Source organism: Shewanella sp. 10N.286.52.E4, assembly GCF_041468785.1.
Classification (GTDB): domain Bacteria; phylum Pseudomonadota; class Gammaproteobacteria; order Enterobacterales; family Shewanellaceae; genus Shewanella; species Shewanella electrodiphila.
Genome location: NZ_JBFRJJ010000005.1, coordinates 1 through 23,320 on the forward strand (window position 1 = coordinate 1; position 23,320 = coordinate 23,320).

Annotated in this window: 17 protein-coding genes; 14 read left to right on the forward strand and 3 right to left on the reverse strand. The window is 38.8% G+C overall.

The features are described 5' to 3' along the window. Positions 1-722 (reverse strand): tyrosine-type recombinase/integrase (locus tag AB4153_RS02385; protein WP_371996228.1); only part of this gene is annotated, 722 nt, incomplete at its 3' end. Between the two features lie 555 nt (positions 723-1,277). Here AB4153_RS02385 and AB4153_RS02390 point away from each other — a divergent pair. Further along, positions 1,278-1,460: a hypothetical protein gene (locus AB4153_RS02390; protein ID WP_303517704.1), complete on the forward strand. Its 183-nt coding sequence runs from the start codon at positions 1,278-1,280 to the stop codon at positions 1,458-1,460. A 213-nt stretch (positions 1,461-1,673) separates the two neighbouring features. On the opposite strand, the gene AB4153_RS02395 is transcribed toward AB4153_RS02390, so the two are convergent. Then, positions 1,674-3,755: a S9 family peptidase gene (locus AB4153_RS02395; protein ID WP_371996229.1), complete on the reverse strand. Its 2,082-nt coding sequence runs from the start codon at positions 3,753-3,755 to the stop codon at positions 1,674-1,676. Positions 3,756-4,114: 359 nt separating this feature from the next. Here AB4153_RS02395 and AB4153_RS02400 point away from each other — a divergent pair, with 359 nt between their 5' ends. The 11 genes from AB4153_RS02400 to AB4153_RS02450 all read left to right on the forward strand — a co-directional run bounded on the left by AB4153_RS02400 (position 4,115) and on the right by AB4153_RS02450 (position 18,018). Beyond that, entirely contained in the window at positions 4,115-5,362 is a 1,248-nt protein-coding gene (locus AB4153_RS02400; RefSeq protein WP_102527191.1) for an amidohydrolase family protein, read from the forward strand. Positions 5,363-5,539: 177 nt separating this feature from the next. After that, positions 5,540-5,941, forward strand: coding sequence for a GFA family protein (locus AB4153_RS02405; protein WP_371996231.1), 402 nt, complete (start codon positions 5,540-5,542; stop codon positions 5,939-5,941). A gap of 43 nt (positions 5,942-5,984) precedes the next feature. Continuing rightward, positions 5,985-6,680 (forward strand): aspartate/glutamate racemase family protein, encoded by a 696-nt coding sequence (locus AB4153_RS02410; protein WP_371996233.1) that lies wholly within the window; start codon positions 5,985-5,987, stop codon positions 6,678-6,680. A 506-nt stretch (positions 6,681-7,186) separates the two neighbouring features. Next, the gene (locus tag AB4153_RS02415) at positions 7,187-9,565 is read left to right on the forward strand and encodes an agarase (RefSeq protein ID WP_371996235.1); all 2,379 of its coding nucleotides are present in this window, start codon (positions 7,187-7,189) and stop codon (positions 9,563-9,565) included. Beyond that, on the forward strand, positions 9,546-10,913 hold the full coding sequence (locus AB4153_RS02420; protein ID WP_371996237.1) for an SMP-30/gluconolactonase/LRE family protein: 1,368 nt from the start codon (positions 9,546-9,548) through the stop codon (positions 10,911-10,913). The genes AB4153_RS02415 and AB4153_RS02420 overlap by 20 nt, the downstream gene beginning before the upstream one ends. A 129-nt stretch (positions 10,914-11,042) precedes the next feature. Continuing rightward, entirely contained in the window at positions 11,043-13,433 is a 2,391-nt protein-coding gene (locus tag AB4153_RS02425; RefSeq protein ID WP_371996239.1) for an agarase, read from the forward strand. A gap of 112 nt (positions 13,434-13,545) precedes the next feature. After that, positions 13,546-13,932 carry a VanZ family protein gene (locus AB4153_RS02430; protein WP_371996240.1) on the forward strand — a complete coding sequence of 129 codons (387 nt, stop codon included), beginning with the start codon at positions 13,546-13,548 and terminating at the stop codon, positions 13,930-13,932. A gap of 233 nt (positions 13,933-14,165) precedes the next feature. Next, positions 14,166-14,573, forward strand: a complete 408-nt coding sequence (locus AB4153_RS02435; RefSeq protein WP_371996241.1) for a hypothetical protein — start codon at positions 14,166-14,168, stop codon at positions 14,571-14,573. Then, a complete protein-coding gene (locus AB4153_RS02440; protein WP_371996242.1) occupies positions 14,563-15,342 on the forward strand; it encodes a hypothetical protein in 780 nt (259 codons plus the stop codon). The genes AB4153_RS02435 and AB4153_RS02440 overlap by 11 nt, the downstream gene beginning before the upstream one ends. A gap of 197 nt (positions 15,343-15,539) precedes the next feature. Beyond that, positions 15,540-17,453: a prolyl oligopeptidase family serine peptidase gene (locus tag AB4153_RS02445; protein WP_371996243.1), complete on the forward strand. Its 1,914-nt coding sequence runs from the start codon at positions 15,540-15,542 to the stop codon at positions 17,451-17,453. Positions 17,454-17,601: 148 nt separating this feature from the next. Beyond that, the gene (locus AB4153_RS02450; RefSeq protein ID WP_102527197.1) at positions 17,602-18,018 is read left to right on the forward strand and encodes a GNAT family N-acetyltransferase; all 417 of its coding nucleotides are present in this window, start codon (positions 17,602-17,604) and stop codon (positions 18,016-18,018) included. Positions 18,019-18,127: 109 nt separating this feature from the next. Here AB4153_RS02450 and rsgA read toward each other — a convergent pair whose 3' ends face one another. Then, positions 18,128-19,213, reverse strand: coding sequence for a ribosome small subunit-dependent GTPase A (gene rsgA, locus AB4153_RS02455; RefSeq protein ID WP_371996244.1), 1,086 nt, complete (start codon positions 19,211-19,213; stop codon positions 18,128-18,130). 588 nt (positions 19,214-19,801) lie between these two features. On the opposite strand from rsgA, the gene AB4153_RS02460 reads away from it, so the two are divergent. Both AB4153_RS02460 and AB4153_RS02465 read left to right on the forward strand, forming a co-directional pair. Then, positions 19,802-21,340, forward strand: a complete 1,539-nt coding sequence (locus AB4153_RS02460) for a family 16 glycosylhydrolase (RefSeq protein WP_371996245.1) — start codon at positions 19,802-19,804, stop codon at positions 21,338-21,340. Between the two features lie 282 nt (positions 21,341-21,622). Beyond that, positions 21,623-23,164: a sulfatase-like hydrolase/transferase gene (locus AB4153_RS02465; RefSeq protein ID WP_303517674.1), complete on the forward strand. Its 1,542-nt coding sequence runs from the start codon at positions 21,623-21,625 to the stop codon at positions 23,162-23,164. Positions 23,165-23,320 lie beyond the last annotated feature (156 nt).

Sequence of the window (23,320 nt, forward strand, 5' to 3'; positions counted from 1 at the left end):
AAATGAGTGGCGTAGCTGTGACGTAAATTATGTGGGCTGATGGATTTATGGATATTGCACTCACGGATAACCCGTTTTAAAGCTTTCTGAATACCGCCTTTATCTATCAATGAATCAGGCTGGCTATCTTTACCAGGAAAAATCAGTCGAGGATGGCGATGAGTTTGCCAGTAATATCGCAGTGCTAATAAGGTACGTTGTGGCAGCGGAACTAATCTGTCCTTACCGCCTTTAGCGTTACGAATATGTACCTGCATCATCTGTGAATCGATATCACCAACCTGCAGTGAAATCGCTTCACCGAGACGTAACCCCAAACTGTACAAGGTGAGAAAACACACTTGATATCGCAGCTTATGAGTAAGACTAATAACGATTGAAACTTCAGCGGGCGTTAGAATGTCGGGCAGTCTATGGACTTGCGGCGGCTTAACGATATTAAGCCACTCCCAGTGCTGGTTAAGGACGTGCCGGTAGAAAAACTGTAAGCCATTACGGTCGAGTTTCACGGTGCTCCATGAATGTGAATCAATTAAACTGACAAAGTAGCGCTTCAAATCATCCGTTGAAAGGTTATCAGGGCAAGCATCGAAATAAGCACTAATACGCCTAACGGCGCGGCTGTAGGCATCGATGGTCGCAGGCCGCTTGCCTTGCAGGGTTAAGTTGGTAAGATGTTGTTCATAAAGAAAATCAAAGCGTTGTTGCTCGTGAGTGTTCATGGTGATACTCCTAGATAAGTGCCAAGGTAGGCAGGGTCTAGTAAGTATTTAAGATGGGAAAATAAAGGTGAGCTTTTATCTTTTCTGCCGCAGAGCTGCTTCGTTCAACAAGAAAATCAACAAGGACACGTAACAGTTGGCTACGCTTCTCTACACAATTTTAGCCAACCATTACTTAGCTTGTTATTTGGGCGTTATGTGTACAAGGAGGTTCCATGGGTAGCATACATAGTTACTATTTAGTTGGGTTCATGCTTTTATCAGCAATGTTAAATGCGTTCATAGAGCATGAGGAAGTCGGAATAAAGTTACTTTGCTTACTTTTATTATTCACGACTTTCGTCTTTGCTTCTCTATTTCATTCTTTAATGGTTAAAGTTGCAAAAGAGAAAACAGCAAATGTCGAGTAAGGTAGACATACAAGCTGTTTAACCAGAAAAAATATAGTTGGTTTTTTCGTTCCTCAACATTTTAGCCAACAATATTTTGCTCATAAAACAGTGGCGTTATGTGTTGAGGATGATTCGCAGTAAATTCAAGGATGAGGAGCCCGAAATGAGAGTTAATAAATTTAATCAAGCCAAACTAGGTGCTTTAACCATCTGCTTAGGTGTTTCACTTGGTATGTCTATTTTCGTTGGAAGTACATCACCTTACATTGGATCAATGCTCGGTATAATTACTGTCGGTGTTTTCGTAATGATTGTCTCAGGAAAGTGGGGCACAAAAAGCACATAACCAGTTAATATTTAAAGCTTATATATTGACGAATTTCTCAGGCTTTATACTTTATCTCTCCATCGTTTATCTCTCCAAGCTTTATCTCTCTGCCATTTATAAAAAGCTGGTCATTAAAAAAGAATAACGAGTGCGATAGACACTTATTGAATTCCAATAAAAACAGCCAGCATATCGTTTAACGAAATATGCTGGCTGTTTGTATTGTACCTGTTAGTTGGTTTTCTCTGCTTGGTATTGTTCAAACCACCATAAGATATGGGCAACTTTTGACATTAAGTTACTTGGTCGTTCGTATATACCATGGGGCGCATCTGGGATCCTGACCATAGCGGTATCAATATTGCGTAATTTAAGGGCTTGATAAAACTGCTCAGTTTCAGCAATAGGGGTACGTTGATCCGCTTCTCCCGTTAATAGCATGGTAGGTGTTGTGACATTACCTACATAACTGATTGGTGATAACTTCATATAATGCTCGCTATCTTCCCAAGGCATTTTCTCAAACCAGTTCTTAATTACGAAGGGATAAATATCTGTCGTTAGCACAAAGCTATACCAATTGATCACAGGTTTGGCGACTACGGCTGCTGCAAATCTATCTGTATGGCCGACAATCCAAGCTGTCAGTACGCCGCCGCCTGATCCACCGGTGACAAATAATGCCTCTTCGTTAATTGCTTCTTTGGCAATAACACCATCGACTACCGACATTAAATCATCATAATCTTGGCTAGGGTAATTGTTATAAATGGTTTGTGCGAACTCTTTACCGTAACTGTCGCTTCCACGTGGGTTAGCATAGACAACGACATAACCACTGGCTGCCATTAATTGTACTTCTGCAGAGAAATGAGGGCCGTAGTTCGTTACTGGACCACCATGAATCTCTAAAATTAGCGGGAAGGTTTTGCCTGCTTTTTTATCCGCTTCATAACCTGGTGGATAGGCTACCCATGCTTGAATATCTCTATCATCAAAAGAGGATTTCACGTTCAACTCTTTTATTGAAGCTAAGGTTTTATAACTCAACGCATCATTATTTAAATCGGTAAGTTGGTTAGTTCTTCCTTTACGGGTAATGGCAATATCTGCGGGACGTTGAGGGTCTGAATAGGTAAATGCGATAGTGCCATCTTCAGCGACATCGAATTGGCTGCCCGTGTAAGGTCGACCAAATGAAAGGCCACCAAGGTTTTTAGCGGCAATTTCACGCTTACCTTTTAATGACTGATACGCCACATAAGTTTCACCTTTATCATGATAACTCATGTATATGGCTTTACTGTTATCAGCCCATTTTATGCTGTTAATCGAGCGATCTAAGTCGGCAGTGATAGAACGTTTATTACTACCATCAATATCCATGATAAACAGTTCAGTATTTTCATAGTTTTTGAAGTTTTGATCGTAGCCTAAGTACGCAATCATTTTGCCATTAGGTGACACGATAGGGGAGTTATCTGGTCCGACTCGATCAGTAAGTTGGGTGACTTGTTGATCATTAATATTAACGGCGTAGATATTGGTGTCTGTCCATTCTAAATCTTTCTCTGCGCGCTTATTGCTCGAGTAAATGAGCTGCTTACCATCTTTAGTCCAACTGATATTACTACGATGATCAAATTTCTCGTGGGTGACTTGTCTTGCTGCGCCGCCATTTGAGGACATCACAAAAATCTGACTATTACCTGCTTGGCTAAAACCTGCGCCATCAAAACGATAATACATGTCATCAATATAAACGGCAGGTTTTGCCCATTGGGCATTTTGTGGCTTACCAGGCAGTGAAACAACAGATTTAGGTTTACTGTTTACGAAGCGATTAAATGCGATGTACTTGCCGTCTGGTGACCAACTTAAATTAGATGGAGATTGGCTAAAGTGACTCATTTGGCTGCTTTCACCGGTTTCTAGCCATTTCATATGGATTTGAGCTGAGCCACTGGCTGTTGAGATATAAGCTAGTTTACTGTTGTCAGGTGATAGGCTTGGTGAGAAATCAACATGCAGGCCATTGGTAACAGGGGTAAGGCGCTTGTTTTTATCGACTTTCCAAATGTTACCTAGCTTTTTATCCGTCTGAATATCCATGTAATTACGTACAAAATACACTTCATCGCCTTCAGCGGTAATGGCTAAACCAGATGCATATTCTAAAGAAAACACATCTTCGAGCTGCAGCGTATTATGGACTTGGCTGTTATCGACATCATTTTGAGCATATGCCATTGTCGATGTTATAGCCGCAACGAGTGGCGATATCATGCATACCAGATAAATACCTTTGTTCATGAGTAATCCTTGACCTTAAATTGAACGATGAATATTTGTTATTAGTAACCCTAACTGAGTTATTGGAGATGAGTCAGCTAGAGAATTATTGATATTTATTGAATAAATTACCATAAGCTTAATAAAACACAAAGTTATGTGAATTAATATTTACATTAATCAAAGCTTAGGTATATTAATGAACAAGATTAATAACAATAAGCTGTAATGCCATGACTTTATTTCCATTTTCAACAAAACATAGAATAACTGAGTTCAAATCGTTCATCTCTACTACAGATTCAAACTCTAACAATATCCAAATCCTTAAGAATGATAAAAAAGCCTTTTCGCTTAGCGCGTTGGTTTTTGGTTGTTTAATGTCTCACTCGGTAATGGCTGATACAAAAGTCATTCATGCAGGTGAGTTGCTTGCTGTACCAGGTAAGGCCCCTTTAACAAAGCAAACTGTGGTCATTAAAGATGGTGACATCATTGCGGTTAAAAAAGGTTTCGTTGAGGTAAATAAAATTTCAGCTGATGCCACCTTGATAGATTTATCAGATAAGTTTGTTATGCCGGGCTTGATGGACATGCATGTTCATTTACAAATGGAGTTAGGACCGAATAATGTGTCAGATACTGTAAAACTATCTGATGCCGATGTCGCAATGAAAAGCGTTCACTATGCCAAAACCACCTTATTGTCTGGGTTTACTACAGTACGTGATTTATTAAGTGAGCCAGAGCAAATGTATGCACTGCGCGATGGTGTTGAAAAGGGCTGGATTGAAGGCCCACGTATTATTGCCGCAGCGGGTGTCACTATAACAGGTGGCCATTTAGATGCTGATGGCATGGCACCTGATATTTTAGCGATGAAATCCCCTAAAACGATTTGCGATGGTCCATATGAATGTCGAAAGGCGACGCGTGAAGCCATAAAATATGGCGCTGATGCCATTAAAGTGGCCTCAACTGGTGGGGTATTATCAGATACCGATACTGGTACTGGTCAGCAAATGACTGATTTAGAATTAAAAGAAATTGTAGAAACAGCTCACGGTTTAGGGCGTAAAGTGGCAAGCCATGCTCATGCAACTGCAGGCATTAATGCAGCGCTTCGTGCTGGCGTAGATAGTGTTGAGCACGGCAGCTATGCCGATAAAGAAACCATTAAACTGTTTAAACAAACGGGTGCTTATTTGGTTCCTACTTTGCTAGCTGGTGCAACGGTTGTTGAGATGGCTGAAACGTCAGATTTTATGTCTACACCTATTAAAGCCAAAGCCATTAGGGTTGGACCTGACATGCTAGCTAACTTTGAAAAATCATATAAAGCGGGAGTCAAAATCGCTTTTGGTACAGACAGTGGCGTTTCTAAGCACGGAATAAACGCTCAAGAAGCAGTATTGATGCATCAAGCGGGAATGCCAACCAGTGACATTTTAAAATCAGCGACTGTAAATGCTGCAGACCTTATTGATATGTCAGATAAGCTTGGCACTATTGAAGTAGGTAAGTATGCCGACATTATCGCAATTGATACCAGTCCACTTGATAATATTGAAGCCTTATTAGATATTGGTTTTGTGATGAAAGATGGTGTGGTGTATAAGCAGCAGTAATCATTATCTTTGGTTCAATTGATAGCAAAAGTGATTGAATAAACAATTCATACATCATTTAATAAAAAAGGAGCTTAGGCTCCTTTTTTATTAGCATATTTAATTAATCTTAATTTAAATCATTCTTCTAACTAAGCGTGGTAACGTAAAGCTAGTTCGAACTCACAAGGAAGGGACATGGTAAATTTAACTGAGGTCAATGGTGTTGAGGTTATGCCTAAGCATAGAGCCAGTTGTCATTGTGGTTTAGTGGTCATGGAGCTTTCTTTACCAAATGGAATACAGGATGTTAGGCGCTGTGATTGCAGTATGTGTCGTCGTCGAGGTGCTATTGTTGCATCAATCAATTTAGGTGATATTCAGTTTATTCAAGGTGAACACGAGTTAAGCGTCTATCAATTTAATACCAAAACAGCTAAACATTATTTTTGCCGTCATTGCGGTATTTATACCCATCATCAACGACGCTCAAACCCGAATCAATTCGGCTTTAATGTGGCTTGCTTAGCAGGTATTAATCCGCTGAAAATTGATCAAGTAAAACTATATGATGGCGTGAACCATCCAGCTGACCGTTAGGTCCAGTACAGGACGTGTTAATTCGGTTTATTAGGGAAAAAATATGAAGACCATCGGTTTGTTAGGCGGCATGAGTTGGGAGTCCACTTCTAGCTATTATAAAGCGATCAATGAAGGCGTTAATCAGCAATTGGGTGGTCTGCATTCCGCTAAAATTAGCTTGTTTAGTGTTGATTTTGATGAGATTGAAAAGCTGCAACATCAAGGTGACTGGCAGCAAACAGCAACTATCTTGTCTGAAGCTGCTCAACGAGTAGAACTGGCTGGCGCAGATTTTATGTTGATATGTACTAACACCATGCATAAAGTCTATGACGATATCGACGCCGCCATTAATATCCCCATTTTACATATCGCAGATGCAACCGCAGACCGACTTAAGCTTGATAATATTGACACCGTTGGCTTACTTGGAACAGGCTTTACTATGAAGCAAGATTTTTATAAAGGACGCTTAAAGTCCTTGCATGGTATTGATGTTATCGTCCCTCATGATGCACAGCAAAAAGTTGTTCATGACATAATTTATCAGGAACTATGTCTAGGGGAGTTTAAGCCATCTTCTAAAGACAGTTATCTGCAAATTGTCGAGGATTTATTCTCTCGAGGGGCTCAAGCAGTCATCTTAGGTTGTACTGAAATTGCTTTACTGATTAATCAATCTGATACAGAAATACCACTCTATGATACAACAAGCATTCATGCCGCTGCTGCAGTGAGTCGATGTCTGCGTAAATAAGTTAGTTAACAGCCCTTGATGGCAAGGTAATCGCAAAACTTAAAACGGACATGATAACAATAATGAAGCAATATTAACTTAGGTTGATGTTCATGGGTAAAGAATTGGCTAAGTAAATTGTTAATCTAGTTCACTTGCGTTGATTTAATATAAACGATCTTCACTGGTTACAATCACTCCAAGCATCTTGGATGCTTCATATGCTGTTAATTAATAAAGCAAACACCTCTTCATTACTGGCTGCAAATAATCTCATATTATGTTTTTTACTAAATATATTTTAATGTTAATTGTTGACAATAAGTTGCGGTTGTTACAGTTTATACCTACGAATTTTTAAATTATCCATTGATTACTCAATTTTAGAATAATGAGCATCAGACCTTATTGTTGATATTTTGATGCTTATTTTTGATGTTTGTCCTTATCGCTTGTTATGGCAAGTGAATGAGGAATGGGGTTATCAGTGAAAGTGAAATGCTAAAGTAGGATAAGGAGTTTGTGAAATGAGTGGAGTGACCCAATTGCTACCTAAATCGATGATAGCGTTACTGGTTGGTGCTGTTATTGGTGGGTGTTCAGTGGATAAGGAACCCGATTCTCTTATCACAAGTTCTGATACTTCTACTATTAAAGAGTCTAGCACTAAAGAAACTAACTCTATATTACAGCAAAATAGTAAGGCGAGCTCTGTAAATAATTCGTTTTCGGATAGTGTACTAGCATCGATAAAGCTTAAGAATGCCGTTGCTTCTACCAAAATAATTGATGGTAAATCACAGTTAGTTATCAAACTAAAATCAAAAAGTAATCATACTGCTGGTTTTTCATTTAAACCAAATACCCCTTGGGATTGGAGTGAGCAAGAACAATTTGCTTTTGCACTAAATTTAACTAATCCATTACCTCGCTCGACTCATATATATGTTAGCGTAACCGACAGTGAAGGAAAAGGTCATCACCGTAGTTTCGTGTTACCAGCCAATAGTCACGATACCTATTATATGGAGTTACGAGGTCCAGACCTTAATGTTGAAACTGGATTACGTGCTAATCCTACTCAATGGGATTCAACGTATACCCCAATCATTTGGCGTCATGGTGTGAAAAATATTGATCTAAGTTCAGTTGCCCAAATTGAATTTAGTGTTCATGGTGTTCCTGAAGATAAACAAATTCTTGTTGATGATATTCGATTAATAGATCCAAATAAGGTCAATCAAAATTATCTCGCTAACCTCGTTGATAAGTTTGGCCAAAATACCTCTCTAGATTTTGTCAATAAAGTCAGCTCCCCTGAAGAGTTAGTGTCTATATCGAATCAAGAACAAGCGAAATTATCTCATGTGCCACCAGCAGGGCGTTCAAAGTTTAATGGTTGGAAAGACGGCCCTAAACTTAAAGCGACTGGCTATTTTAGAGTTGAGAAATATCAAGATAAATGGAGCCTTGTTGATCCTGAGGGGTATTTGTTTTTTTCTACGGGTATAGCCAATATCAGAATGGCTAATACCTCTACTATTACAGGTTATGATTTTGACAGTCAGTATATTACACCCCGCTCAAAAGGTGACTTTACGCCAGAAGATTCAATAGGGCTTAACAGAGCACCTAAAGCGGCTTGGTCGTCTCGTTACGTCAGCTCAGAATTACGCGCAAAAATGTTCACATGGTTACCTGAATATGGTGAGCCCATGTCTTCTCATTTTGGTTATCGACGCGAAGTACATACTGGCGCAGTTGATAAAGGCGAAACTTTTAGTTTTTACCAAGCGAATTTGGCTAGAAAATATCAGACAGATGATACTAATGAAATAATGGAAAAGTGGCGAAATACCACAATCGACCGGATGTTAACGTGGGGATTCACCTCATTTGGGAACTGGGTTGATGCCAGCTTTTATCAAGCGGATAGAATTCCATATTTTGCCAATGGTTGGATTATCGGCGATTTTAAAACGGTGAGTAGTGGTAATGACTACTGGAGCCCATTACCCGATCCTTTCGACCCTGTATTTAAACAAAGAGCATTATTCACTGCTAAGCAAATTGCTGCAGAAGTACAAAACAACCCTTGGTGTGTAGGGGTGTTTATTGATAATGAAAAAAGTTGGGGTGTAGAAGGTGATGTACAAAGTCACTACGGCATTGCGATCAATACCTTGAATCGTGATGCGAGTGAAAGCCCTACAAAAGCCGAGTTCGTTAAAATACTAAAAAATCAATATGCCAATATAGATGAGCTAAATAGCCAATGGGGCACAGCAATAGACTCATGGGACAGCTTATCAAAAGGTGTTGTTATATCAGACTTTAATGATGCCGTAGTGAAAGATTTAAGCACGCTTTTAGAACATTATGCCAGTGAATATTTTGCCGTCGTTAGCGGCGCTGTAAAACAATATCTTCCTAATCATATGTATCTTGGTGCCAGGTTTGCGAACTGGGGGATGACACCCGAAGTGAGAAGTGCGGCGGCTAAGTACGCAGATGTCATGAGTTATAACTATTACAAAGAGTCGATTAATGATTCATTTTGGGCATTTCTTGAAGACATCGACAAGCCAAGCATTATTGGTGAGTTTCATAACGGCGCTTTAGATTCTGGCTTAATTAACCCTGGACTAATTCATGCTGAATCGCAACAGGATCGCGGCCTTAAATACCAAGATTACATGTTAAGTGTGATTGATAATCCTTACTTTGTTGGAGCTCATTGGTTTCAATATATTGACTCTCCGTTAACAGGACGAGCTTATGATGGCGAAAATTATAATGTTGGCTTTGTCAGTGTGACAGATATTCCATACCAACCGCTGGTGGATGCCGCAGCAGAAGTGAATAAGCAAATTTACACGAGACGTTATGATGCTAAATCACAGTAATGTAAAGCTTTATCGACTAATCGTACGCTGGGTTGAGAGTCCAATGGCTCAAGTGGGTAAACATCAAGCTATTCAAAAGGCTGAATGTATAGTTAGAGCTGTTATCAAGCGTCAGCATCAGTCTGACGTTCAATCTAGTAACAGCAAAAAAACTGTTGATAGCTATAAGAAACTTGCTGCTTTTCTGATATTTAGTGTTTCATTATTATCGGTTAATGCTTATGCGTTAATTGATGATGTTCCTGTACTCCAATCAGAAAAATTTGATTTAGGTCTTAGTCAAGATGATGAATCCGTCAGTCATGCAAGAGTTGATGCAAGAGTTGATGCAGGTGTTAAGGGAAATGTTGAGACAAGAGTGGAGATAAAAGAAGATGTCACTCGCTATGGGGTTTATGAAATATTCGATCAAAGTGCTTTGGCTATATTGGATGTTAATAAACCCATTGAGCAACTTGCTACAGGCTTTGAATGGGCGGAAGGGCCGGTTTGGGTTAAGCAAGGTGAATACCTGTTGTTTTCAGATATACCTGCTAACAAAGTGTTTAAATACGACCCCAAGCATGGTTTGAGTATTTATCTGTCTAATAGCGGTTATTCCAATGGGCTCGTTCTTGGGGCAAATTCAAGTTTTCGCTCAAATTCTGATCCTATTAACTCAACTGCTGTCAACTCTACTGCTGTAAAATCAAAGCTCGATAGGTTGGTATTACTGCAATCTCGCTCACGTCAGATTGCTGTGATGAATACGCAATTGAATGACCCTCAAAGTGATTATCGTATTCTGGTGTCGCAATATGAGGGGAAACGCCTTAATAGTCCCAATGATGGCGTGCTCACAAGTTTTGGAGATATATTTTTTACCGATCCACCTTATGGTTTACCTCAACAGCTAGATGATCCTAACAAGGAATTAGCATTTCAAGGTGTATATCAGTTAACTGTTGGCAATGAACTGAGGTTGATTGACGATGCAATTAAATTGCCAAATGGCATTGCGCTGTCTCCTGACGAAAATACCTTGTATGTAGCGGCATCTGATCCTGATAGGCCAGCGTGGTATCAATATTCGTTAAATGTCGAAAAGCCTGTAAATCATAAAAGGGTCTTATATGAAGTTGTTGATTTAGACCCCGAACATAAAGGCTTACCTGATGGATTAAAAGTTCATCCTTCAGGGGTGATATTTGCCACTGGACCACAAGGCATTTGGCTATTTAATCCACAGGGAAAACTTTTAGCCAAAATCCATTTAGACAGCATTGCCGCGAACTTAGCCTTTAATACAGATTTTTCCAAAGTTTACGTTACGGCTCATCATCAGTTATTAGCTTTTGATATCCAATAGCGTAACAAATAAAGCAATCACTTTGGCGTTAACAATAGCAATGACTATGCATTTGATTATGCATTTTTTTAGCACTGACCATGGGCTAAATGTTAAGTAATGCCTTGATCATTATAAAGGGAGTTTTAAATGAGACAGTATTCAATTCTATTTTGGGGTCTGATTTATTTGCTGCAAGGTTGTAGTCAGTCAAACACAGAGAATGAAATTAGCAGTAGTAAACAAAACAGTTTTCAACAAATTAATCCTCAAGAAAAAAGCACTTCAAAAGTGGAGAACGATCCGTTTAAAAATGAAGTTAAGTTAGCTAAATTAATTGATTTTGAGGATGACAAAAATCAACAATGGTTAACTCAAGACGGAAGTGAATATAAGGTTATTCAATCAAAAGATTCTGGCAATTTGAATCATCATTTGAGCATCGATTTCTCTAACAAAGCGAATATTTCTTCGCTTACTATCACCCCTGAACAGCCTTGGGATTTTTCAACTGAATCTGATTTTAATTTAGCGTTTGATGTACAAAATAAAGATGGAGTATCTATCCAGTTATACCTCAATGTTATTAACACTCAGGGACAATATCAGAGCCGTTCAATTAGTTTAGCATCAGGTTATAACGGCACGGTATATATCCCACTTGATGGCATCGAGGCTGAAACAGATATGGGGCTTTGGGGGGATGTTAGGCCTTGGAAAACCCAAGATGATTTAATGATTTGGCGCTCTTGGCGTCAATCGGGTGAAAAATTTGATCAAATTGCGAGCCTTAAGTTCTTTACTATCGGTATTTTAGAACCTAAATCTGTTGAAATCGATAATATTAGACTGCGAAAAAACCCACCTTCTGATAAAGAATGGATGGTTAATGTTGTCGATAAGTTTGGCCAAAATGCCAAAGTCAAAACACCTCTAACAGTAGAAACAGAGCAAGCACTGGTAGATATTGCAGCAAAGGAGCTCGCAACACTTAATGCTTCTACTGGAATGGCATCGCGTTCTAAATATGGTGGTTATACTGAAGGACCAAAGTTAACCGCCACAGGCTATTTTAGAACAGAGAAGGTTAATGGTAAGTGGTGGATGGTAGATCCTGAAGGCAATATCTTCTTTTCCCATGGGCCGGCGAATGTCCGTATGGCCAATATGACGACTTTAACGGGTGTCGATTATGATGATCCCACTATTCGGGTTAGACACAATGACGAAATCACGCCTGAAGATTCAATGGGAATCGTTAAGGTGAGTGATGAAGTTAAAGCAAAGCGTTATGTTATTTCGCCCACTCGTCACCAAATGTTTGAGTGGTTACCTGAATATTCAGACCCATTAGCTAAACATTACAGTTATCGTCGAACGACCCATAAAGGTCCCATTCCTCATGGAGAAACTTATAGCTTTTATCGCGCTAACCTTGAGCGTCGTTATGGCGAGTTAACTCCTGAGACTGACTACATTAAGCAATGGCACAAAGTGACTGCACAGCGCATGCAAGATTGGGGTTTTACATCTTTTGGTAATTGGGTAGATCCTGCTTTTTATCAATCAAAACAAGTACCGTATTTTGCCAATGGTTGGATCATTGGTGACTTTAAAACCCTATCTGGTGAAACAAACCATTGGGGGTTAATGCCAGATCCATTTGATCCTGTCTTTGCACAGCGAGCAAAAATTACGATAGATGCGATAGCCAATAATATTCAGTCATCACCTTGGTGTGTAGGGATATTTATTGATAATGAAAAAAGCTGGGGTGAAAGAACCGGCTCAGTTGCTGCAAGGTACGGTGTGATCTTAGATGCAATATCAAAAAACAGTCAAGATAGCCCGGCGAAAAATGCATTTATGCAACGTATCCAAACGCAGTACAAAACCGTTGAGGCACTAAATACGGCTTGGGAAATTAAACTTAGCAGTTGGCAAGAGTTTGCTGATGGCTTGGTGTTTGAAAGCTATAACGATCAAGTTATAAGTGATTTATCGATGTTATTAAAATTGTTAGGCGAGCAATATTTCACTGTGGTGCACGATACATTAGCTCAAGCTCTGCCAAATCACTTGTATATGGGCGCGCGGATGGCAAATTGGGGGATGCCTGATGAAATTATTAAGGCATCACTTAAGTATTCAGATGTGTTGAGCTTTAATATCTATGAAGAGGGAATGCAAACCGATTACTGGCAATTCTTAGAAGAAGTTGATTTACCCGTAGTAGTGGGTGAGTTCCATATCGGTACAGCAACTGATTCGGGCTTATATAACCCAGGTATCGTTCATGCGGCGAACCAAGAAGATAGAGCCAGAATGTATACCGATTATATGCAAAGCGTGCTTGAAAAACCTTACATGGTTGGAGCACATTGGTTTCAATATATTGATGAACCAATTTCAGGGCGTGCATTTGATGGTGAAAATGCCAACATAGGCTTTGTAACTATTACAGACGTTCCTTATCCTGAAATGATAAAAGCAGTAAAACAAGTGACTTCTACTATGTATCAGCAGCGTTATGAACAGTAACTCCGAACATAACGTTAACCTTATTTAATATAATTGCTGTCACTTTGATGTTGTTTCGTACCTCTTATTCATTCATCTTTATACACATAATGGATAAGGGGTTAACGGAATAATGTATAAAGCGCTCATTTTTTTAGCTGTGTCGTTTAGCAGTTTTATAGGCTGGATTATTTACCAAGCCAATACGGGTGGAAGTAATGTCTTTTTCGATTTAGTTCGCACTATTCCCCATGGTGATAAAATTGGCCATTTTTGCTTATTTGGTTTGTTGACAACAATGGGATTACTGGCCAGTCGTTTAGCACACTTTAGCTTCAGAAATATTCGCATTTACTATGCTGTTCTAGTCGTCAGTATCTTTGTGTTAGTCGAAGAAATAAGCCAAGCGTTTATTAGTACAAGGACATTTGATTTAAGCGATCTTCTAGCCGATGCCTTGGGTATTACACTATGCTCATTTATCACTATTAAGTTGTTTACACGTTATACCTATTCTTAACCTCCTAAGGATGAGTAAAAAGGGTTGTAAATAGTAGTTTTGTAATTTGTTTTGGCAATTAAATATATAATTCAATATTTTAATGAGTGATTTTATTTCATCTCAATCAGCTAATTGTGATTTGGCTGAAGACGTATTATTAATAATGCTGAAAACCTAAACCTAAACCTAAACCTAAACCTAAACGGATGTTTAAAAACAGTTGTAAATTAGAAGTAACATTGGAACTATTTATGAGCGGCTTGTTTGTTATTATCATATTAATTTCGTCTTTCACTGTCCATGCTGAGCAAATCAAACCGTTCACTTCAGATGGATGTAGTGTATTTCCTGATGGAATCTTTAGCCAAAATGAATTGTGGTTATCATGCTGTACTGCTCATGATTACGACTATTGGCAAGGCGGCACTTTTAAGCAACGTCTTGAATCGGACAGACGATTAAAACAGTGTGTAGCAAAAGTGGGTGATCCTCATATTGCCAATATAATGTTGGCAGGAGTTCGAGTCGGTGGCAGTCCATATTTTCCCACAACTTATCGATGGGGGTATGGCTGGCCTTATCCGAGAGGGTATAAAGCGTTAACCGATAGTGAAATAAGCAAAATAGAGATAATTATTAAGGAAGATAATGACAATTGATTATTCAAAATACTCATTGGAAGAGTTATTAGACGTTAAAGAAAATATTAATGCAGCTAAGTACCCACAACGATATCAAGATCTATTAGCAGAAATAGACAATCGGGCTAATAGCCCTGAAGAACAGTTATTAGAACAAAAGCAAGTTCAATCTGAAAATGAATTAGAGGACGCATATAATTCAAACTATGGATATAGACTTGAATACTTTGAGTTTGAAGCTAGAGGTGATGAATATAAAAGAGCTTTATTCTTACTGGCTTTTCTTCTGATTAATATCGTTTTTCTGTGCTGGGCTGTACCTAAATATCATGTGGCTCCATTATCTGAAGTCCACGAGTTTCGAACCTTAGTAGACAAAGTGAAGTGTAAAACAGAAACAGTTTACGACGAGGAGTTAGATAAAACTACTCGTTATTATGATCTTTATCTTCAGTCATACCCTGAAACATTTGCTGCGCTTGGTATTAGTCGAGCATTATGTCAAAAAATAGCAAAGACAATATCTGTTTCAATAAATGAGGCTGAAGCTCAAGAGCAAACAGAAATATCCCTATGGCATGAGCAAGGCCTGGTATACCAAATTGCGCACAAAAATCGTATTGTTTTACCTTATACCTATATGAAATCAAAAATTTATAATTTTCAAACGACTAATTTCAAAATGAATTGGTTTTTATTAATTGGAATTTGGATTATATGCTTTCCTTCATTCATTAATGCTATTTTTCCAGGTACTTTTGTGAAAAATAAAAGCATCAATGTGTAAACCATGTTCTTAAGATAGTGTAAAAGGAATTTCTGTGCCTGACACGTTTGTGTTGAGATGATTAGTCGCAGTTCAAGGTAAACTAATTGGCCAAAAATACAGGTTAGTGTTAGTTTAATTTGTGTTCAATTTCTTAGTAAGCTGTTGAGTTGTCGATTTATTGAGAAAACCAATTTCAAGCTAAATAAGGATATATTATGCTTAAGACATTGATGAGTACTGCTGTCATCGCGTTAGTATTGACAGGTTGCTCTACCGCAAAAAAACAAACACAGCCGGCTCCACAGATATCCCCTCAAGCTCAAATCAACTTTGAAACTTACACAGCTGAAGAGTTTTATAAAACGACCAGTGTGTTTGGCTCATCTATTAATCATTCCGGAAGTGCGGTTTTGGTAAGTAATGATGATTCAGGGATCTTCAACGCATACAAAGTGCCAGTAGATGGCTCCAAAACAACTCAATTAACGTTTTCTACAGAAGAATCAATTTTTGTTGAATCTTGGTTCCCTAAAGATGATCGCTTTCTTTATAGTGCTGACAAAGGGGGAGATGAATTAAACCATCTATTTGTTAAAGACCTCGAAGGCAATGAAGTAGATTTAACTCCAGGTGAAGGCTTGAAGGCCATGATGTTGTCATGGCATGAAGATGATGATTCGTTTTTTGTCATGACCAATGAGCGTGATGCTAAATATTTTGACGTTTATCAATATAATACAGCAGACTATAGTCGTAATTTAATTTATAAAAATGAGTCAGGATTTACAGTTGAAAGCATGAGTCCGAATGGTCGTTTTATTGCCTTAAGTAAGAACCACTCTAATAGTAATACTGATTTATATTTGGTTGATTTACGACTAAAAATGAACAAACCTCGCTTAATTACAGAGCATGAAGGTGATGTGTCTTATTATGCTTACACCTTCACCAAAGACAACAAGCAGCTGTTATATGCGACAAATGAGTTTGGGGAATTTAACCAAGCATGGACCTATGATATTGCTACCAGTGAAAGTGAGTTAAATTATAAAGCCGATTGGGATGTAAGTTTCAGTTACTTCTCGAAAGATGGTCGTTATCAAATCACGGGTATCAATGCTGATGCTCAAACTCAATTAACGATAACCGATCACAAAAACAACCGTGAACTCTCTTTGCCTACATTACCAAGTGGCGATCTCCGTGGAGTTAACTTTTCACAAGATTCTAAATCAATGGTGTTCTATATCAATTCAGATACTTCACCATCAAATTTATACAGCCATAAAGTTGGTACTGATAAGGTACTACGTCTTACTAACTCCGGCAATCCAGCCATTAAAGAGCAAAACTTAGTCGCTGGTGAAGTGGTGAGATTCAAAAGCTTTGATGGTATTGAGATCCCAGCTATTTTATATAAGCCAAAACAAGCTGAGTTTACCAAAGTCCCTGCGCTAATCTATATACATGGCGGACCAGGAGGGCAATCACGTAAAGGCTACTCAGCCACGGTTCAGCACTTGGTGAATAATGGTTACGCTATTATTAAAATCAATAACCGTGGTTCAAGTGGTTACGGTAAAACCTTCTTTCACTTAGATGATAAACGTCATGGTGAAGATGATTTACAAGATGTGGTATACAACAAAAAGTACCTACAGAGCTTAGATTGGGTTGATGCTGAAAAAATTGGCGTGATGGGTGGCAGTTATGGCGGTTATTTAACTATGGCTGCAATGGCATTTACCGATGAATTTAAAGTCGGTATTAATATTTTTGGTGTCACCAATTGGGTAAGAACCCTAGAAAGTATTCCGCCTTATTGGGAAGCATTTAGAAAAAGTCTTTATGACGAACTTGGAGACCCTGCTACTGATAAAGAGCGCTTACATAACATTTCACCGGTATTTTTTGGTCATCAAGTTAAAAGTCCAGTACTTGTTGTGCAAGGTGCTAATGATCCAAGAGTGCTAAAAATCGAAAGTGATGAAATGGTCGAGTCTATTCGCTCTGGTGGTACTCATGTTGATTACTTAGTTTTTGATGACGAAGGTCATGGCTTTAGTAAAAAAGAAAATCGCGTCAGTGCTTCGAACAAATACTTGGTCTTTTTGAAAGCATATCTATAACGTTTATCTCTTAAATGACTGAAATGATAATTAAGCCATTTGTGTAAACAAATGGCTTTTGCATTTATAGCAGTTATAGATTGGTATTAATGATAAAATTAATATAATCATAAGTTTGAATGTGAAAAAACATGTAAGAGGAAAGGATGTGAATATAGAAGTTTTACACTCAGAAGAGTCGAAAATTGTTGATCAACTTGTTGATGGTGTTAGGGAGTTTAATTTTAGCCACATGGGTAATGAAACGTCCAAACCCTTGACTGTAATTATGCGAGATAGCAATAACACAATCGTTGCTGGCATATCTGGGCGAACGATATACCATAAATTTTTAATCAACGTGGTGTGGGTCAGTGATGAATACCGTGGTCAAAGACTCGGATATCAGTTGATGAAGTTAGCTGAACAGGAAGCCAAACAGCAGGGGTGTAAAGCCGCGCAAGTCGATACGTTGGCATTTCAAGCCCCGAACTTTTACCAGAAATGTGGTTTCGAGGTTATTGGAACAGCGCCTGGTTTTGACGGCTGCCCCGAACAGTATTTCTTATTTAAACGTTATGAATAGTAAAGGGAAGCTCGCTGGTTAAATGAATTAAAATACTATTTGGCCAGCAATGGTTTTTAACAGAACTAATAGATTAATTTATTGAGCTAAAAACTTAATTACCACAGCGTTAATAAGTGCCTTTTTTAAAAGAACGCGAGGCTGTTTGCACTGAATTAATCATTTTTCCAAGTGCTTTATCTTTAGCTCTTTTTTGCGCTAACGTCGCGCTATTCATGGCTTGTTCTCGCATTAGTTTCTGGTAGCTAACCAATCGTCTTTGATCAATATCCCCTTTATCTAATGCATTTTGAATCGCGCAACCAGGTTCTGAGTTGTGCTGACAATCTGCAAAGCGGCATTGTGCTGCCAGTTCAGTGATTTCACTAAAGGTTTCACTTACCCCTTGCTCACAAGCACTGAGTTGTAATTCTCGCATGCCGGGTGTGTCTATAATCAAACCGCCCTGGGCGAGTGGTTTCAATGCACGAGATGTCGTGGTGTGTCTTCCTTTACTGTCATCTTCACGGATATCACTCGTTAGCTGCGTATCTACACCCATTAAGCCGTTGACTAAAGTAGACTTGCCCACACCAGATGAGCCAAGCAATGCGATAGTTTTACCTTGCTTGCAATAACCGCTGAGTTCAATTATATGGTCTTTATCTAGAGCGTTTAATGCATGAACCATCATAAATGGATCAAGTGACTGTACTTGCTGACGCTTATCATCAGCATCTTTACATTGATCGGCTTTCGTCAGGATTATAATGGGTTCTACTTGCGCTTCTTTTGCTAACGCAAGGTAACGTTCAATTCGGCTTAAATTAAAGTCTTGGTTGAGCGAACAAACAATAAATAAGCTATCCACGTTAGACGAAATTAGCTGAGTATCGATTTTACTGCCCGGTGCTTTTCGTTGAAACAATGATTGTCTTTCTAGTAAGCGTTCAAACTGAAGTTGAGTATTGAATAACAGCCAATCTCCGACACACAGTCTGTCAGTCTGTGTTGCTTGAAGGGCTGTTTGGGTTAATGAAAATTGGCCTGAGTCATTCATTACCACAACACCATTTCGATGGTGTTCAATAACACGTCCTGCATATAGCTTTTCATCAAGGTTTTCTACAGACAATAACTCAAGTTCATTGAGCGACAATTGTTGTTGAAAAAATGGTCGCCACCCAAGTTGTGCTAATGATGTTTGTGAGTTCATATTGAAGACCTTGCAAATCTTTATGGTTATTTAGCTCGAAGACGGGCTGTAAATTATCAACGTGTTTTAAGCGATGACGAAATTGATGGAGAGATTTTAGCAAGAACTAACAAAAGGAGATTGTACAAATACGACAATTTTTAATATTGGTTTAAAGCTCCAGTAATCTTAATTGTTAACAGAAAAGCCTGCCTGCATGGTGAACATTGTCATTATTAAAACCTTATTGTAGTGATTTGTTTTGTGTGACGTAGAGGGAGTAGAACAAGTGTTGTTATTTATGGATTTATTTTTAAAGGCAATTATATTAACTGGTTAGGTCTGCTAGTGTTGCGTGTGGTCGCTTGAATGATAGTGATGTTAAATATATCGAATATGGCTAATGTAAAGTAATGCAAAGCAATAAATAGATATTGCAAATGCAAACATCATATGTTTATATTGAGTTTCAATTTAACAAATTTCACAAACCTGTAAAGCGTGTTTTGAACGTTTTAACTGGACAATGTGGGGTTGATTTCAGTAAGTACAAATCTTGTTGGATGTGATTGTCATCATGGGATTTGATTATTAAAAGGACGTCCGTAAATGAAGCCTATCGTTGCCAAGTCAAATTTCGCTAAGACGATATTTGCACAAAGTGCTTTGGTGTTACTTATTTCTCAAAGCTTAATGGCTTGTCAAAATAATGAAAAAGCGCCTGAAACTGAGTTGGTAAGTCAACAGAGCAGTCAATCTTCAGTGGCACTTGATCAAGTTATGCCGTACTCAGATCCGAACAATGAAGGTGGCTGGGTATTAAATACTGAAATCAGTGATGAGTTTAACGCAGATGTTATTGATCAAGAAAAATGGTTTGTTCAAGGTGCAAATGATGAATACTACATTTGGAAAGGGCGCGCACCATCGCAGTTTGCGCCTCATAACGTTATTTTAGAAGATGGTTTACTCAAACTTCGCAGTCAGTGGGAACCCGACTTTGATTTTGCTGACGAAGCTTACGCAGATGGAAAAATTAAAGCCAAATATGGCACTGCAGAAAGTGGCGAGTTTATGCCTATTACTACTGCTGCTATTGTGAGTAATAAACGTTTTCTTAACGGTTATATGGAAATACGCTCTAAAGCGGTTAACGCATCCATGACTAGCGCCTTTTGGGCTATTGGTTACCAGTCTGAGCTTGATATTTATGAGCAAATTGGTAATCCAAAAATCATTGGTGATATTAAACCTGATCAATCTAAATCAACCGTTCATGATTGGAGCCCACCAGCAAAACGTCCTACACGTGTTTTTCATCATAAAGAAAACTTGCCATATCGCGTAGCTGATGAATTTCATATTTATGCAGCTGAGTGGGGTGAAGATTACTTAAACCTGTATTTAGACGGCAAATTACTGGAACGTTTTACTCAAAAAGAATTAGGCGATCGTTGGGTATTGAATAATCCACTAGAAATTTGGTTAGATTCAGAAATCTTTGCATGGCTTGGCATGCCAAATAAAGAAGAGCTACCAGCAGATTTCGAAGTTGACTATATGCGTGTGTGGCAAAAGCCTAACCCGCAGTTATTAGATAGAGCATTCTTTGGTTTTGAAGGGCCTATTTTATTCCAAGAAAATAAGCGTCCACTTAAGTTGGTACCTGAAAACTCAGCAAATAATGATTACCAAAAGTTCTGGGATATCAGTACTGAGTCAGCTAAATATGCCGAGATAACTAAAGAGCAACGCATTACAGGTTTGCGTAGCTTAAAAGTGTCAGCATTGGCTGCAGATGCTACGCAACCAATTATTATCAGCTCTCCTGAAGCTGCAGTTAAATTAGATGCTGGTAAGTATGTTTTTTCTATGCGCCTATGGGTTGATACCAGTAATTCGCTCAAAGAGTTTGATGTCACAGTCACTAACGATGCGAATACTGATGTTGGTTTTAATTTAAAGCCGATTAATTTAAGTCATATTGATCATGCACATAAAGCGCAATGGATAACCGTTAGTCAAGAAATTAACCTAACGCAAGCAGTTCCAGCTGATGCCAAACTGACAATCTCAATTGACCCTTCACTCATCGCTAAAGAGTCAGCTTTGTTTTATATCGATGATATTTCGGTGGTTAAACAGTAAAGGGTACGACTTAGAGATATCAACATAGCTAAAAGCTAGTAAGACTGTTGTGCGGGCAATTTGGGGAAGAGTGTCAATGATCCATTTACATTCTTAAGAGCTCGCGCAGTCTTTACTCGTAGAACAATTTACTTATAAACACTTACTCATAATCACTTACTGATAAAGAAGAGCACAATCTAGCATCATTGTTCTAAGAGGTTTTGTAAGTAACTGTTGTAAAACATGATTTTAAGTAATTGTTTTAAATGAGTAGAGAAAGACCAAACAAGAGACAAAATAATGATAAACAATAATCTGAAAACATTGCTGACATTAACCTGTGTTGGAATAAGCACATTAGTAAGTCAAGTTGTGCATGCTAATGAAGCAAACGACACCAATTTAAAATCAGCACAACAAGTTCAGCCTAATGTATTGATCTTGATGTTTGATGACATGCGTTTCGATACTTTTTCTTACCGTGATGGCCCAGTTAATACGCCTAACATTGATGCGTTAGCTCATGAAGGTGTTCGATTTGATAATGCAATGACCAGTACCGGTTTATGTTCTCCATCTCGAGCTGCAATGTTTACTGGACGCTGGGGTCATAAAACAGGCTTAGATGACAATGTCGGCTTATATCATTCACGCGTTGATGAATTAAACCCAGAAGAAGGAGGCGTTATTCGCCGCGCCGTTGATGTGGGTTACAAGGTTGGCTACGTCGGTAAGTGGCATATTGGCGCTCAAGGTCCAGCATTACGAGGAGCTGAGTTTATATATGGTCACGATAAAGACGTAGAGCGTCATGGCCGTCAATGGACACCTTATGAAACACAGGCCAATATCGAAAAATTTAATCGTGGTGAGCGTGATGCTAATGGTGAAAAGCACGAATATTACCGCACTATGCCAGGCACTTTTGAAGACACTAAAGCGGGTAAAGAGGTTCGTGAAGGTCAGAAAATGTTGCGCGCAGCCGCTAAAAAAGACGAGCCTTTCTTTGGTATCGTAAGTTTTGAGCAACCGCATCCGCCTTATCGCGTTCCTGAGCCATACGCGAGTATGTTTGATCCGAAAACTGTTGAGCTACCTAAGAATCATGGGATTGAACGTATTCATAAGCCGATGGCTCAAGATGATATTTGGTGGCCTTGGCACGATGTAAGCCACATGACAGATGAAGATTGGCGTAAGTCTCGGACCTTCTATTATGGAGCGATCGCAATGATCGATCATGCTGTCGGTGAACTGATTGCAACGGCTAAAGAAGTCGGCATGTATGATGATTTACGCATCATTATCATTGGCGATCAGGGCAGTATGCTAGGGGAACATAACCTTTATGATAAAGGGCCATATGCTTACGATGAATTAATGAGAATGCCATTAATTATTCGTGACCCAAGTGTTGAACCGAAGATTATCCAACGTCAAGTTTCTATGTTGGACATTGCTCCCACATTAGCTGATTGGATGACGCTTGCTGACGATGGTGATGTGGATGGCCGTTCATTGGTACCACTGATGGAACAAGGTGATGTGGCTGATAAAGGTAAAGATGATATCGCGCTATATGCCTACGAATGGTACAACGGTGGCTGGTTTGGAATAAGAGCTATCCGTACCCCAGAAATGAAATTTGTATGGAACCCAGGTGATAGTCGTGATGAGTTATATGACTTGAACAATGATCCTTACGAAATGACCAATTCAATCAAAGATCCCAAGTACAAAAAACAACTAAAACAGATGGTTAAATATATGCATGACGAACTGGTGCGCTTAGAAGATCCTTCTATCGTTAAGTTTCGTCAACATATGAAAGGCCTTTTGTAGACTTATATTTACCTTGCGAATATTACTCAAGGCGTAATGGTAAAAATAGGTAACAGTAACTTGTCACAACAATCATGAACTAAACAAAAATTGTTGTGATGACATATCGGCGCTGTGATTACAGCATCAGTATTAATGAAAGCTCATGTTAACTAA